The organism is Lentzea tibetensis (genome assembly GCF_007845675.1).
Taxonomy (GTDB): Bacteria; Actinomycetota; Actinomycetes; order Mycobacteriales; family Pseudonocardiaceae; genus Lentzea; species Lentzea tibetensis.
The window spans coordinates 1-14,642 of record NZ_VOBR01000064.1 but is presented as its reverse complement, the minus strand read 5'-3'; the positions used below and the strand labels follow the sequence as shown (position 1 = coordinate 14,642).

At 69.3% G+C, this 14,642-nt stretch carries 14 protein-coding genes; 9 read left to right on the top strand and 5 right to left on the bottom strand.

Annotation, left to right across the window (positions count from 1 at the left end; genetic code table 11):
- Positions 1 to 135: 135 nt before the first annotated feature.
- The 4 genes from FKR81_RS42500 to FKR81_RS42485 all read right to left on the bottom strand — a co-directional run bounded on the left by FKR81_RS42500 (position 136) and on the right by FKR81_RS42485 (position 2,804).
- Positions 136 to 747: an ANTAR domain-containing response regulator gene (locus tag FKR81_RS42500; RefSeq protein WP_146361192.1), complete on the bottom strand. Its 612-nt coding sequence runs from the start codon at positions 745 to 747 to the stop codon at positions 136 to 138.
- 46 nt (positions 748 to 793) lie between these two features.
- Positions 794 to 1,675, bottom strand: coding sequence for a hypothetical protein (locus FKR81_RS42495; protein ID WP_146361190.1), 882 nt, complete (start codon positions 1,673 to 1,675; stop codon positions 794 to 796).
- Positions 1,676 to 1,851: 176 nt separating this feature from the next.
- On the bottom strand, positions 1,852 to 2,343 hold the full coding sequence (locus FKR81_RS42490; RefSeq protein WP_146361188.1) for a signal protein: 492 nt from the start codon (positions 2,341 to 2,343) through the stop codon (positions 1,852 to 1,854).
- Between the two features lie 107 nt (positions 2,344 to 2,450).
- Positions 2,451 to 2,804 carry a PLDc N-terminal domain-containing protein gene (locus tag FKR81_RS42485; RefSeq protein ID WP_146361186.1) on the bottom strand — a complete coding sequence of 118 codons (354 nt, stop codon included), beginning with the start codon at positions 2,802 to 2,804 and terminating at the stop codon, positions 2,451 to 2,453.
- A 234-nt stretch (positions 2,805 to 3,038) separates the two neighbouring features.
- Here FKR81_RS42485 and FKR81_RS42480 point away from each other — a divergent pair, with 234 nt between their 5' ends.
- From FKR81_RS42480 to FKR81_RS42470, 3 genes are read left to right on the top strand one after another with little or no spacing between them, the layout of a single operon-like run.
- Positions 3,039 to 4,628, top strand: a complete 1,590-nt coding sequence (locus FKR81_RS42480) for a thiamine pyrophosphate-binding protein (RefSeq protein ID WP_146361184.1) — start codon at positions 3,039 to 3,041, stop codon at positions 4,626 to 4,628.
- Positions 4,629 to 4,659: 31 nt separating this feature from the next.
- Positions 4,660 to 6,096 (top strand): ArnT family glycosyltransferase, encoded by a 1,437-nt coding sequence (locus tag FKR81_RS42475; RefSeq protein WP_146361182.1) that lies wholly within the window; start codon positions 4,660 to 4,662, stop codon positions 6,094 to 6,096.
- A 9-nt stretch (positions 6,097 to 6,105) separates the two neighbouring features.
- The gene (locus FKR81_RS42470) at positions 6,106 to 6,597 is read left to right on the top strand and encodes a DinB family protein (protein WP_146361180.1); all 492 of its coding nucleotides are present in this window, start codon (positions 6,106 to 6,108) and stop codon (positions 6,595 to 6,597) included.
- Here the strand turns inward: FKR81_RS42470 and FKR81_RS42465 are convergent.
- Complete coding sequence (locus FKR81_RS42465) at positions 6,563 to 7,498, bottom strand: LysR family transcriptional regulator (RefSeq protein WP_146361178.1); 936 nt, start codon at positions 7,496 to 7,498, stop codon at positions 6,563 to 6,565. The two genes, FKR81_RS42470 and FKR81_RS42465, sit on opposite strands and share 35 nt — an antisense overlap.
- A 77-nt stretch (positions 7,499 to 7,575) precedes the next feature.
- On the opposite strand from FKR81_RS42465, the gene FKR81_RS42460 reads away from it, so the two are divergent.
- Genes FKR81_RS42460 through FKR81_RS42435 form a run of 6 tightly spaced genes read left to right on the top strand, consistent with a single transcriptional unit; the run spans position 7,576 to position 14,270 of the window.
- Positions 7,576 to 9,066: an aldehyde dehydrogenase family protein gene (locus tag FKR81_RS42460; protein ID WP_146361176.1), complete on the top strand. Its 1,491-nt coding sequence runs from the start codon at positions 7,576 to 7,578 to the stop codon at positions 9,064 to 9,066.
- A gap of 43 nt (positions 9,067 to 9,109) precedes the next feature.
- Positions 9,110 to 10,213 (top strand): NAD(P)/FAD-dependent oxidoreductase, encoded by a 1,104-nt coding sequence (locus FKR81_RS42455; protein WP_146361174.1) that lies wholly within the window; start codon positions 9,110 to 9,112, stop codon positions 10,211 to 10,213.
- Between the two features lie 8 nt (positions 10,214 to 10,221).
- Entirely contained in the window at positions 10,222 to 11,343 is a 1,122-nt protein-coding gene (locus FKR81_RS42450; protein ID WP_146361172.1) for a Glu/Leu/Phe/Val family dehydrogenase, read from the top strand.
- Positions 11,340 to 12,428: a CaiB/BaiF CoA transferase family protein gene (locus FKR81_RS42445; RefSeq protein ID WP_146361170.1), complete on the top strand. Its 1,089-nt coding sequence runs from the start codon at positions 11,340 to 11,342 to the stop codon at positions 12,426 to 12,428. The genes FKR81_RS42450 and FKR81_RS42445 overlap by 4 nt, the downstream gene beginning before the upstream one ends.
- 1 nt (position 12,429) lies before the next feature.
- Positions 12,430 to 13,590: an acyl-CoA dehydrogenase family protein gene (locus FKR81_RS42440; RefSeq protein ID WP_146361168.1), complete on the top strand. Its 1,161-nt coding sequence runs from the start codon at positions 12,430 to 12,432 to the stop codon at positions 13,588 to 13,590.
- Positions 13,591 to 13,643: 53 nt separating this feature from the next.
- The gene (locus FKR81_RS42435; RefSeq protein WP_407936598.1) at positions 13,644 to 14,270 is read left to right on the top strand and encodes a TetR/AcrR family transcriptional regulator; all 627 of its coding nucleotides are present in this window, start codon (positions 13,644 to 13,646) and stop codon (positions 14,268 to 14,270) included.
- Positions 14,271 to 14,642 lie beyond the last annotated feature (372 nt).

Sequence of the window (14,642 nt, the reverse complement as noted above, 5' to 3'; positions counted from 1 at the left end):
TCTCGCTGATCAGGCGCAGCCTTGCCACATCGAAAATGCCCTGTCAAGGCAGCTTTTCCGCCTTGACAGGGCATTTTCGATGTGGCGACCTCTGGTGATCAGCGAGCCCCTCCCCGCCCCCCACACACCAAACAATCAGCCGAAGTTCTCGATGACCGCCTCAGCCACAGCCTTCATGGTGGTCCGCCGATCCATGGCAGTCCGCTGCACCCACCGGAAAGCCTCAGGCTCGGACAACCCCTGCTTGGTCATCAGAATCCCCTTGGCCCGCTCAACGACCTTGCGCGTCTCGAGCCGCTCAGTCAGCCCAGCGACCTCGTTCTCGAGCGCCTGCAGCTCCCCGAACCGCGACATGGCCAGCTCGATGGCGGGCACGAGGTCGCGCTTGGCGAACGGCTTGACCAGATACGCCATGGCGCCGGCGTCACGAGCCCGCTCGACCAGGTCGCGCTGGCTGAACGCGGTCAGTATCACCACGGGCGCGATCCGGTTGCCCGCGATGGCCGACGCGGCCTCGATGCCGTCGACCTTGGGCATCTTGACGTCCAGGATCACGAGGTCCGGCCGCAGTTCGGTGGCCAGTTTGATGGCCTCGTCACCGTCGGCGGCCTCGCCGGCTACCTCGTAGCCCTCCTCGCGGAGCATCTCGACGAGATCGAGACGGATGAGCGCCTCGTCCTCGGCGACGAGCACGCGGCGGGCCGCGGGCTTCGCCTCGGACTGGGCCTCGGCAGCCTGCTGGGTCACCGGGGTCCTCCTGAGTGCTGAACGATCCTGCGGGCGAAAGCGCAGTCTACCTGGGGCCGAGGTCCTGATCGGGCTGCGCGGCCGTGACGGCGGACACGAACTCGTCCGGCCACGGCCAGGTCCGCATACCTGGATCGATGTCGACGGCCGGCGCGTCCTGGCGGCGGAGTCGCACTGGCGAGTCGGTGCCGAAAAGCGGGTGGCGCAACGCGTCAGAGACCTCCGCGACGGAAGGCCCGCCCGCCCACTCGACCCACCACTCGTCCTGCGGCAGGACCCTGGTCCACGACGCCGACGCGAACAGGTTGAGCCTGCGCAGCAGGGCACTGCCGGTGCGAGCGGACGGAACGGGGCCGTCCGAACCGCCGACGCCCATCACGGTGTCCAGGCCGCGGAAGTCGACCATCCACTGGACCCACCGCATGCCGAGAGCCCACGCGGCCTCGTCGACACCGGACAGGACGACAGCCGCCGAACCCCGTCGCAGCGTCACCGAGCGGCGGTGCTGCAGATGCCCCAGCCCGGCCACGCCCATCGGATATCCGGCCTCCATCCGCGGCAGCAGTTCGTACAGCAGCGGACCGAGCGCGCCGTCCGACAGGTGCAGCCGCAGCGGCGAGCCCGGCTCGGCGGCCGTGAAGACGTGCGCGGGACGCAGGATGCTGGCCGGTGGCCGGAACTGGAGGTAGCTGGACGCCGAGCAGGCGGCGATCAGCAACCGCGCCTCAAGCGAACGCTGCTCGTCCGAAAGAGCATCCGGCAGCAGCGCGACCGACGGCCCCGGTTCGCCGCGCAGCGCAGCGGTCAGCGCCTCCTGAGGCACGTTCTGCGCCGCCGAGCGCACCGCGGGCGCCGCCTGGGACAGGTTCTCACCCGTGTACGTGCGGCGGAGGTCGGCGAGCTGATCGGAGATGGACGAACGTGACATGGCAGTCCTCGTTTCCGCCGCCCGGCTCGGCCGACAAGGACGCTTCAGCACGCGTCATCAGGTGTGCGTCGAGGTGAGCAGGAGCCTCTGGACCCAGCGGCGGAACGTGCCGCCCAGTTGCCGGGGAGCGGCTCCAGCCTCGCGTCTGCTCGACGCCGCCATCGACGGTATCAGGATCACTGCAGGTCGGCACCGACGATAAGGCGGTAGGTGACGTCCGTGGCCAGCGAGCCCGCACTGCCCCGCACGACCAGCGTGTGCTCGCCCGCGGACGGCGGCGCGATCCACGCCCACAGCCCGCATCCGGCGGCGGTCGAACGGCCTGCGGTGCCGTTCACCGCGTTGCCCGCGACGCCGTCGAACGTGAACGGCGCGGACTCGATGCGGATCAGTTCCTGCGCGACGTCGTCGAGCAGGACCTCGCCCCTGGCGGTCGCCATGAAGTTGTCGCACTCGAGCGAGTTGACGGCGGGGACGAGCACCGGCTTGTCAGCGGGAATCCGGCACTGCCGGTCCAGCCTGACGCCGTCCGAACCCGCGAGCAGCCACACGTCCTTGGGTTGGTCGCGCATGCAGAACCGGCCGGACGTGTCCGAGATCGGGCTCGAGTCGCGCGGTTGCGACGCGACCCAGGTCCACCAGACCGACTGCAACTCGGAGGCGGACATTCTCTCCCGCTCCTCCTGGGTGGGCGGAACCGTCGCCAAAGGCGGTTGTTCCGAGGTCACCGAACACCCGGCGACTGCCAACGCCATCAGGAGGAGCAGGACTCTCGTCACTGGTTTTCGCGTCCTTTGCGTCGTTGTTCCTCGGCGCGCTCCCGGCAGCGCCGCAGGAACTCCTCGTCGTCTTCCGCGTTCACCGCTGCGAACCGGCCCGGTCTGTCGTACTCGGGAAACCTCGGTGCACTGCGCTCGAACGCCTGCATGCGCGTCCTCCCTTCACCTTGCGGCCTTCCGGCGACCAGCCAGGCGATGGAACCGACGAGCGGGAACAGCAGCACGAGCAGCAGCCATCCCACCTTCGGCAGGTTCCGGCAGGAACCCGCGTCGGTGGTGATGACGTCGACGATCGCGAACACCCAAAGGCACAGTGTCACGACACCGAACAGCCCACCTAAGTACGGCATCTCGAACCCCCAGATCGTTCATGCGCCGCACATACTGACACAGCTCACCAGCTGTTGGACATGGTTCAATCGTCAATCATCGGTGACGAATTCATCATTCGGCGAAACAGCGGCTTTACACGGTTGTGATTAGTGCTCCCCAATTCACGTTCAGCCGTCGCCCGAGTGTGGCTCAGCACCAGAGCTGCTGGCCTGCCGTTGTGGCAGGGGTAAGCAGCTCTTACCTTCAGAGCCATGTCTGGTGCTGCGCGCGTGCTCGAGGTACTGACCGCTCACGGCGTCGAGGTCGTCTTCGGGCTGCCCGGCGTGCACAACCTCGCGATCTGGGAGGCGCTGGAGTCGTCCGGTGTGCGGATGATCGGGGTCCGGCACGAGCAGACGGCCGTCTACGCGGCGGACGGGTACGCCAGGACGACCGGCAAGCTCGGCGTCGCGATCGTGACGACCGGTCCCGGTGCGGCCAACACGCTCGGCGCGGTCGGCGAGGCCATGTCGTCCGGCTCGCCGGTGCTGGTCATCGCCACGGACATCCCGTCGACGCTGCGCGTGCCCGGCGTGTACCGGGGCGTGCTGCACGAGACGCGCGATCAGCGCGCCATGTTCCTGCCGGTGACGAAGACCGGCTTCGACGTCGCGTCGGCGAACGACCTGGCGCAGGTGGTGGACCAGGCAGCGAAGCTTGCGCTGACCGCGCCGCACGGCCCCGTCTACGTCGGCGTGCCGACCGACTTCCTGTCCGCCGACGTGCCCGCGTACGCGCCCAAGGCCGCCGCCGAGGACACCGTGCTCCCCGACCTCGGCGAGGCGCTGCGGCTCATCGAGTCCGCCGAGTCCCCGCTGATCTGGGCCGGTGGCGGCGCCGCGCGAGCGGACGCCGGACCCGCGGTCGCCGCGCTGGCCGAGGCGCTGTCGGCGCCGGTCGTCACGACGTACGGCGCACGTGGCCTGGTCGACCACCCGTTCGTGGTGCGCGGCCCGGTGCACGCGCCGCCCGTCGGCGAGCTGTGGGACAGTGCCGACCTGGTGATCGCGATCGGCACCGACTTCGACGGCATGATGACGCAGAACTGGCTCCAGCCCGCGCCGCGCAAGCTGCTGTCGATCAACGTCGACAAGGCCGACGCCTCGAAGAACTACCGCTCCGACGTGGTGCTCGTGGGCGACGCGCTGACCGTGACGAACGCGCTGGCCGAGGCCGTCCCCGCCCGCCCGCGGGCCGACCGGGTGAGCGAGGTGAACGCCGCCGTGCGCGCGCTGGTGGCGAGCGACTCCCCCGAGGCCGCCGCGTTCCTCGACGCCGTCGCCGACCTGGACGTCACGTTCGTCGCGGACATGTGCATCCCCGGCTACTGGATGGGCGGCTTCCACCACGTCACCAAGCCGCGCGGGCTGTCGTACCCGGTCGGGTGGGGCACGCTCGGCTTCGGCTTCCCGGCCGCGCTCGGCGCCGCACTGGCAGGCCGGACCGTGGCGGTGTGCGGCGACGGCGGTTTCCTGTTCGCGTGCGGCGACCTCGCGACGCTCGCGCAGGAGCAGCTGCCGGTCACCGTCGTGCTCGTCGACGACGGCGGCTACGGGATGTTGCGCTACGACCAGGTCGTCGCCGGCCACACCGTGTCGGGTGTGGACCTGCACCGGCCGGACTTCGTGGCGCTGGCGGGCTCGTTCGGCGTCCCGGCCGCGCGAGTGGACGGTTTCGGCCCCGACTTCAAGGCGCGGCTCGACGCGGCGATCGGCCAGCGGGGACCGAACATGGTCGTGGTCAACGCGTCGCTGAAGCCGCCGGTCAACACCTCGCCGCGCTGGTACCGCAAGAACGCCTGAGGCTCTTCCCCCCGTTGGTACCGTCCGGGTCATGAGACCCTGGGGAGCGGTCGGTGCGGTGCTCGTCGTGCAGGCCGCGGTTCTCACCGCGTTGTCCGGCAGGCACGGGTTCCACCGCGACGAGCTGTACTTCGTGGCAGCGGGCAAGAGGCCCGACTGGGGCTATGTGGACCAACCGCCGATCACGCCGATCCTGGCCCGGATCTCGACGGGCCTGTTCGGCGAGACCCCCAGCGGACTGCGGATCGTGGCGATCCTGCTCGCGATGGGCACGGTCGTCGTCGCGGCGCTGATCGCCCGTGAGTTCGGTGGCGGCGAGCTCTTCACGGCCATCGCTACAGCGTTGTCCGCCTACCCGCTGGTGGTGTCGCACATGCTGTCGACGTCCACCGTGGACTTGTTCGTGTGGGTCGTGATCCTGCTGTTCGCGGTGAAGCTGCTGAAGTCGGGCGACGGCCGCTGGTGGATACCGCTCGGTGTCGCCATCGCGGCGGGCATCGCGAACAAGTGGCTGGTGCTGTTGCTGGTGGCCGCGCTCGGCGTGTCCGTGCTGATCGCCGGACCGCGCAAGGTGCTGGCGACGTGGTGGCTCGCCGCGGGTGCGGGCGTGTGCCTGCTGCTGTCCGCGCCGGTGCTGATCTGGCAGTGGCAGCACGACTTCCCGCTGCTGACCGTCGCCGCGGGCATCAGCGCGGACGACGGCGCCGAGAACCGCGTCCTGTTCGTGCCGATGCAGCTCATCTACCTGTCGCCGGTGCTGGTTCCGGTGTGGATCGCGGGTCTGGTCCGGTTGTGGCGCAGCGAGGAGTTCCGCGCGGTCGCACTCGCGTACCCCGTGCTGTGCGTGCTCACGCTCATCACGGGCGGCAAGCCGTACTACTCGGTCGCGATGCTGGTGGCGCTGGTCGCCGCGGGCGCTCAGCCGACACTCGACTGGTTGCGGAACCACCGCAGGGCCGTCCCGTTCGCCGCCGTCGCCGCACTGATCGGGGTCGTGATCTCCGTGGTGGTGTCGCTGCCAGTGCTGCCGCTCAAGGCGCTGGGCCCAGTGCTGGCCATGAACAAGGAACAGGGCGAGGAGATCGGCTGGCCCGAGCTCACCGCGTCGGTCTCCCAGGTGTGGCAGCAGATCCCGCCGGAGCAGCGCGCCACCGCCGTGATCTTCACCCGCAACTACGGCCAGGCGGGCGCGATCGAGGAGTTCGGTGCCGCGCAGGGACTGCCGAAGCCGTACTCGGGCCACATGTCCTATGCGGACTGGGGTCCGCCGCCGGACTCGATGACCGGGCCGGTCGTGCTGGTCGGCGGCGTCGACAACAGCTCGCTGCTCACCGGGTGCCGGGTCGTGCTGGCCCACGACAACGGCCGCGGCATCGACAACGACGAGCAGGGCACCCGCATCTCGCTGTGCGCCGGAACCACCGCGCCGTGGAACAAGATCTGGCCAGACCTGCGGCGGTTCTACTAGAAAGGCACCATGGACGAACGCCGCTGGCCGACCAACCTCGCGCACGACGAACAGCAGCTCCAGTGGGAGTTCCTGGACTTCCTGCGGCTCACCGCGGTCATGAAGGTGCGCGGCCTGTCGCGCGAGCTCGCGGCCGCCGCACCCGTGGGCACATCCCCTGGGCTGACCGCGCTCGGCGTGCTCAAGCACCTCGTGGCCGTCGAGCGGTACTGGCTGTGCATCGCGGGTGGCGGCTCGGACCTGCCGTCACTGTGGAAGGGCAGCCCCGACCCGTCGTGGCACCTGTCCGAAGAGGACACTCCTGAGTCGCTGATCGCCGCGTACGAGACCGAGTGGGCGAACGCGCGGAAGGCGTTGGACGGCAAGGGACCCGACGACGTCGCGGCGAGCGGCGACCAGACGATCCGGTGGATCCTGCAGCACCTCACGCAGGAGACCGCGCGGCACGTCGGGCACCTCGACCTGCTCAGGGAGCTTGCTGACGGTGAACGGGGTGAGTGAACTCGTCCTCGGTCCGCAGGCACGCTGACCGCAGCGCCATCAGCGCGTCGCGCAGCAGCGGGTTCGTGTTCGCGGTCCGGTGCACCGCGAGCACGTGCCTGCGCAACGGCTTCTGCCGCAACGGCATCGCGTGCACGGCCTGGGACCGCTTGTAGCCGAGCGCGGGCACCAGCGCCACACCGACACCGGCGGACACGAGCGACTGCACCACGTCGTAGTCGTTGCTGCGGAACGCGATCCGCGGCGCGAACCCGTGCGCCGCGCACAGCCGGACCAGGCAGGTCGCGCCGGACGTGCCGTCGCGCGACGCGATCCAGCGCTCGCCGCGCAGATCCTCCAGCCGGACGGACACCTTCGCCGCGGGGTGCCCGGCGGGGACCAGCACGAGCAGCGTCTCGTCGAGCAGCGGCAGCACGGTCAGCTCGTCCGGCCACGTCACGGGCACTAGGTCGTAGGAGTAGACGAGCGCGATGTCGATGTCGCCCGCCAGCACGAGCGGCAGCACGTCGTCCGGTTCGGCCTCGTCGAGGCGGATCTCGGCGTCCGGCAGGTCGGCGCTCAGCCGGGCCACCGCGTGCGGCACGACACGCGCGGACGCGGTGGGGAACGTGCCGAGGCGCAGCCGTCCGCGCAGGCCCTGGACCATGGCGCGGATCTCGTGCTCGAACCCGTCGAGCGCGGCGAGCAGCTCGCCACCGCGGTCCGCGATGAGCAATGCTGCGGAGGCGGGGCGGATGCTGTGCGCCTCGCGTTCGAACAGGGTCACGCCGACCGCGCGTTCGAACGCCGAGATCTGCTGCGACACCGCGGACGACGTGTAGCCGAGGCGGCGGGCGGCCTCGGCGAACGAGCCCGTTCGCACGACCTCGACGAGCGTGCGCAGGTGCACCGGGTTGAGCACAAGCACAGCTTATGCTCAGACGGCACGAGGTCGCCCACATCTGGCGGAACCCACCGGTAACTACCAGGCTGGTGGGCATGCCCTACGTCTCCACGAACCCCGCCAACACCTCCGACGTGGTCACCGAGGTCGAGCTGGCCACCAGCCGCTCCTTCGTCGACGCCGCGCGCCGCGCGAAGCAGGCGCAGCGCGAGTGGGCAAAGGTGCCCGCGCCGATCCGCGGCCAGGTGATCGGCAACATCGGCAGGCTCGTCGAGGCGAACGCCGAGCAGCTCGCCCAGCTCGTCACCCGCGAGATCGGCAAGCCGATCGGGGAGGCGCGCGGCGAGGTGCAGGAGATCGTCGACACCTGCAACTTCTTCGTCGGCGAGGGCCGCAGGCTGTACGGCCAGACCGTGCCGTCCGAGATGCCGGACAAGCAGCTGTTCACCTTCCGCAACCCGGTCGGCGTCGCGGCGATCATCACCGCCGGCAACTTCCCCGTTGCCGTGCCGTCCTGGTACATCGTCCCCGCGCTCCTCTGCGGCAACTCGGTGGTCTGGAAGCCCGCCGAGTACTCCGCGGCCAGCGCGCAGGCCTTCTACGACGTGTTCGCGGCCGCGGGCATCCCGCAGGGGGTGTTCGAAGTCGTCTTCGCCGAGGGATCGGAGACGTACAACGGCCTGGAGCAGGCGCTGACCGAGGGACTGGTGGACAAGGTCGGCTTCACCGGGTCGAGCGAGGTCGGTGTGCGCATCGGCGAGCTGTGCGGCCGTCACCTCCAGACGCCGTGCCTCGAGCTGGGCGGCAAGAACCCGATGGTCGTCACCGAGGACGCGGATCTGGACCTCGCGGTGCAGGGCGCGCTGTTCGCCGGCTTCGGCTCGGCCGGGCAGCGGTGCACGTCGCTGGGCACGGCGATCGTGCACGAGTCCGTGTACGACGAGTTCCTGCGCCGCTTCGTGGAGGCCGTGGACAACGCCGTCGTCGGCGACCCGACCGGTGACGTGCTGTACGGCCCGCTGCTGGACGAGAAGTTCGCGCTGTCCTACGAGAAGTACCTCGGCTGGATCGGCGAGCACCACACCGTGCACGGCGCCACCGGCCGGATCACCGAGGCCAACCCGCGCAAGGGTTTCGTCGGCTCCCCCTCGGCCGGCTTCTTCTACCACCCCGCGGTCGTCAGCGGCGTGCGCAAGACCGACGAGATGTTCCTGCAGGAGACGTTCGGCCCGATCGTCGGCGTGATGAAGTACTCCACGCTGGACGAGGCCATCGAGCTGGGGAACCTGCCCGGCTACGGCCTTTCCTGCTCGATCTACACGACCGACCCGAACAAGGCGTTCCGCTTCCGCGCGGGCATCGGCGCGGGCATGGTCAGCGTCAACAACTCGACCTCCGGCGCGGAGGCGCATCTGCCGTTCGGCGGGAACGGCAAGTCCGGCAACGGTTCCCGGCAGTCCGGCATGTGGGTGCTCGACCAGTTCACCCGCTGGCAGTCGATGAACTGGGACTACTCGGGCAAGCTCCAGAAGGCCCAGATGGACACGCTCGAGATCGAGGCTGATCTTGCCTTCCGGCTCGACTAACACAGCCGCCTCAGCTGAGGTCGTCGTCATCGGTGGCGGGGTGATGGGCACGTCCATCGCCTTTCACCTCGCCGAAGCCGGTGTCCGCGACGTGGTGCTGGTCGAACGGGACGAGCTCGGCTCGGGTTCGACCTGCAAGGCGGCCGGTGGCGTGCGTGCGCAGTTCTCGGACGAGCTGAACATCCAGCTCGGCGCGCGCAGTCTCGAAGCCTTCAAGCGGTTTCCGCAGCGCCCCGGCCAGGAGATCGACCTGCACCAGGTCGGGTACCTGTTCCTGCTGTCCGATCCGGCGCACGTCGAGGCGTTCGAGCGCAACGTCGAGCTGCAGAACTCGCTCGGCGTGCCGTCGCGGATGATGAGCGTGGCCGAGGCTCGCAAGCTGTCGCCGTTGATCGAGACGGACGGGCTGCTCGCGGCGACGTACTCCCCCGACGACGGCCACTGCACACCCGAGTCGGTCGTGCTCGGCTACGCGACGGCCGCGCGGCGGCTCGGCGCCCGGCTGCACACGCACACCACGGTGCTGGACGTCGAGATGTCCGGCGACGACATCACCGGTGTGGTGACGGACAAGGGCACGATCCGCACGAACACGGTGATCTGCACGGCGGGCGCGTGGTCGCGGCCGGTCGGTGAGATGGTCGGCGTCGACCTGCCGGTGACGCCGTTGCGGCGGCAGGTGATGTTCACCGAGCCGATGCCGTCGCTGGACCCGGTCGTGCCGTTCACGATCGACTTCGGCACCACGTTCTACTTCCACCGCGAGGGTCAGGGCCTGCTGTTCGGCATGTCGGATCCCTTGGAGGAGCCCGGTTTCAAGCTCGACACCGACGACGCCTGGCTGCCCCGGCTGACGGAGGCGATCTCCCGCCGCGCGCCGTCGTTGCTCGACGTCGGCGTGAAGACCGGGTGGGCCGGGCTGTACGAGGTGACGCCCGACCACAACGCGATCATCGGTGAGAGCAGGGCCGTCAGCAGGTTCCTGTACGCCACCGGTTTCTCCGGGCACGGCTTCCTGCAGGGCCCTGCGGTCGGTGAGGTCGTGCGCGACCTCTACCTCGAGCGCACCCCGTTCATCGACGTGTCCGAATTGGACGTCTCCCGGTTCGCGAGCGACAACCAGCGCCCGGAACTCAACTGCGTGTGAGGACACCTATGACCGACGTTCTGCAGCTCATGGACGAGTGGGGACCGGAGAAGGTCGTCGCCGTCTCCGACCGCCGCACCGGGATGAAGGGCGTCCTGGTCATCGACAACACGGCCCGCGGCATGGGCAAGGGCGGCACCCGGATGAGCCCGTCCGTCACCTCGGCCGAGATCGCCAGGCTGGCCCGCGTGATGACGTGGAAGTGGGCCGGTGTCGACCTGTTCTTCGGCGGTGCCAAGGCGGGCATCGTGTTCGACCCCGCGTCGGCGGGCAAGGAAGCCGCGCTGCGGGCGTTCGTGCGCAAGCTCTCCAACGAGGTGCCGCGCGAGTACGTGCTCGGCCTGGACATGGGGCTGACCGAGCGCGACGCGGCGATCGTGCAGGACGAGCTGGGCGACCGGGGCGCGATGATGGGCGCTCCCGCCGAGCTGGGCGGCCTGCCGTACGACGAGCTGGGCGTCACCGGGTTCGGCGTGGCCGAGGTCGCGGACGAGCTGATGTCGTTGCAGGGCAAGAGAGTCGCGATCCAGGGCTTCGGCGCGGTCGGCGCGGCGGCGGCGAAGCGGTTCACCGAGCTGGGTGCGTCCGTGGTCGCGGTGTCGTCGGTGCACGGCGCGCTGCACGACCCGGACGGGCTCGACGTCGCCGGCCTGCTGAAGCTGCGCGCCGAGCACGGTGACCTGGCGGTCAAGGAGTACGGGTCCGTACTGGCTCTGGGTGCCGAGCTGCGCGTGCAGTGCGACGTGCTCGTGCCCGCCGCACTGCAGGACGTGATCGACGCCGACCTGGCGGGAGAGCTGGACGCGACGCTCGTCGTCGAGGGTGCCAACCTGCCGACCAGCGTTGCGGCGCAAGAGGTCATGGCCTCGCGCGGCATCACCGTGGTGCCGGACTTCATCGCCAACGCGGGTGGTGTGGTCGCGGCGGCGTTCGGCATGGACGCGCGGTACTCGCCGTTCCCGGTGAACCCGGTGACGGTGCTGGACGCGGTGTCGGAGAAGCTGCGCGCCAACGCTTCGCGCGTGATCGTCGAGGCGAAGAACCGCGGCACGACCACGCACGTGGCCGCTCGTGAGCTGGCGCAGGAGCGGGTGCTCAAGGCGATGCGGTTGCGCGGGCGGGTGGCATGAGCTCACTGGAGGGCGTCGTCATCGCGGACTTCAGCCGCGTGCTGGCCGCGCCGTACGCGACGATGATGCTCGGCGACCTCGGCGCCGAGGTGATCAAGGTCGAGCAGCCCGGCCGCGGTGACGAGACGCGCACGTGGGGACCCCCGCACGTCAACGGCGAGGCGACGTACTTCCTGTCCGTCAACCGGAACAAGCGGTCCGTCTTCATCGACCTCGGCACCGACGAGGGTGTCGCGCAGGCGCGGGAGCTGATCGCGCGCGCGGACGTCGTCGTCGAGAACTTCAAGCCCGGCACCATGAAGAAGTTCGGGCTGGACTTCGAGTCGCTGGGACGCTCGGACCTGGTGTACTGCTCGATCTCCGGGTTCGGTTCCGGCAAGGGCGCCGACCTGCCCGGCTACGACCTGCTGGTGCAGGCGGTCGGCGGGCTGATGAGCGTGACCGGCGCGCGGCCGGGTGAGCCGGTGAAGACCGGTGTCGCGCTGGTCGACGTGCTGACCGGGTTGCACGCGACCATCGGCATCCTCGCCGCGTTGCGGCACCGGGACGCGACCGGTCACGGTCAGCTCGTGGAGCTGGACCTGTTGTCGGTGTTGTTGTCCAGCATGGTGAACCAGAGCGGCGGGTACGCGCTGGCCGGTTCGGTGCCGGGCATCATGGGCAACCGGCACCCGTCGATCGCGCCGTACGAGGTGTTCCCGAGCGCGGATCAGCCGATGGTGCTGGCGGTGGGCAACGACCGGCAGTTCAAGAGGCTGTGCTCGGTGCTCGGCATACCCGAGCTGGCCACGAATCCGTTGTACGACACCAACTCCGCCCGTGTGGCGAACGTCGACTCGTTGTTCTCCGCGCTGTCCGAGCGCCTGCGCACGCGTCCAGCGCGGCACTGGTTCGAGACGCTGACCCCGCTCGGCGTGCCGTGCGGCCCGGTGAACGACATCGCGGCCGCGTTCGCACTGGCCGAGTCGCTCGACCTCTCCCCGACCGCGACGATCGACGGGCTGTCGTTCGTCGCGAACCCCATCCGGATGTCGGAGACCCCTGTTTCCTACCGGCTTCGGCCACCTCAGCTCAGGAGTGAATGACGTGCAGGATCCGTTGCAGTTGCTGGACATCCCGTCGCTGCTCGGCGACGAGGACCGCGACATCCAGTCGACCGTGGCCCAGTACCTGACCGACCACGTGCGCCCGCACGTCGGCGAGTGGTTCGAGGGCGGGTACCTGCCGCGCGAGCTGGCGCAGGAGCTGGGCAAACTCGGTGTGCTCGGCATGCACCTGGAGGGTTACGGGTGTGCGGGCACGTCCGCCACCGCGTACGGCCTCGCGTGCCTCGAGCTCGAGGCCGTGGACAGCGGCATCCGCAGCTTCGTGTCCGTGCAGGGCTCGCTGTCGATGTTCTCGATCTGGAAGTACGGTTCGGAGGAGCAGAAGCAGGAGTGGCTGCCGCGCTTGGCGTCCGGTGACGCGATCGGCTGCTTCGGACTGACCGAGCCCGACTTCGGCAGCAACCCGAAGGACATGCGCACGCGCGCCGTCCGTTCCGGCTCCGACTGGATCCTCAACGGCAGCAAGATGTGGATCACGAACGGCGGCCTGGCCGACGTCGCCACCGTGTGGGCCAACACCGACGAGGGCTTCCGCGGCTTCCTCGTGCCGCGCGGCACGCCGGGCTTCTCCACGAACGACATCAAGCACAAGCTGTCGATGCGAGCATCCGTCACGTCCGAGCTCGTGCTGGAGGACGTCCGCCTGCCGGACTCCGCGCGCCTGCCGCTGGCCACTTCCCTCGGCGCTCCGCTGACGTGCCTCAACGAGGCCCGCTTCGGCATCGTGTTCGGCGCCGTCGGCGCGGCCCGCGACTCGCTGCAGGCGGCGCTGAACTACGCGGGTTCCCGCATCCAGTTCGACAAGCCGATCGCCGGGTTCCAGCTGACCCAGCGCAAGCTGGCGACGATGACCGTCCAGGTGTCGAACGCGATGCTGCTCGCACTGCATCTCGCACGCCTGAAGGAGCAGGGCACTCTTCGTCCGGAGCAGATCAGCGTCGGCAAGTACAACAACGTCGAAGCGGCCATCTCAATTGCCCGCGAGGCCCGCACGATCCTCGGCGCGAACGGCATCTCGCTCGAGTACTCGCCACTGCGACACGCGAACAACCTCGAGTCGGTACTGACTTACGAAGGGACTTCGGACATCCATTTGCTATCCATCGGCCACGCCTTGACCGGGATCCCCTCTTTCCGCTGACGGTCGCTTATTCTGCTGTTCGCCCCGCGGGATGGACTGGAGGAGGGGAACCCCTGACCGCGCCAGACGAACAGCGAGCCCCCATCAGGGATCAACGCAGTGCGGACCGCAGCGACGCCCGACGCAACCGCAAACGCCTGCTCGACGCCGCAACGCACGTCCTGCGCACCGAGCCGGCCACAGCGACCATGCAGTCGATCGCGCAACGCGCCGCACTGTCACAGGCAACCGCCTACCGGCACTTCTCATCGCTCGACGCACTCGTGGTCGCCTACAACGAGGACGTCGTAGACGGCCTGCGCGAACACGGTTCGCGCAGCAAGAAAACCGGCAAGGAGCTGTTCGAGCACGTGGTGACGCGCTGGGTGAAACTCCAGGGCGTGCACGGCCCCGTCATCGTGCGCGACCGCTCACGCCGGGGCTTCCTCGAACGGCTCCGCACCGGCGATCCCGTTGTCGCCTCAGCTTGTGCCGCCTGGGACGCACCCCTGCGCGGCGTGCTAGCCGAGTTGGAACTGCCCGAGCAGCACCTCGATGCCGCTCGCGTCTTGCACAACGTGCTGTTCGATCCTCGGGAGATCATCGATCTCACCAAGACGGCCGGGTTTGCCGAGGCTCAGGTGGTTCGGCGGTTGTGCGATGCCTTCTACGCCGCGTTGGAGGGTTGGGCTCGCACCTGATCCCCGCTTTATTGCTGCCGCAACAAAATGCGCTGCGGGGTATCGGGGTAATGGGTCCGCCGTGATGCGGCGGCTTGCGGATGCCGGGCGCCTTGGGGCGTGGCCTGGCTGCCGGTTCCGTCGTGGTGCGCTTTGCTCGGGCTGCCGGTTCTCGTTGGGGCTGGGTTCTTTGCTTGGCTGCCGGTTCTTGTCGGGGCTGGGTTCTTTGCCTGGCTGCCGGTTTCGTGTGGGCTGGGTTCTGATGGTTGCTGTGCTTCGGTGTTTCGGTGTCGGGTGGTTGGGTCGCGCCTTCGGCGCAGCGATTGGGCCTTGACTTGGGGCCCCTCGCGGCGTGGTGGGGCCGGCTCCGCCGGCAGGAAGAGAACCTGCCGG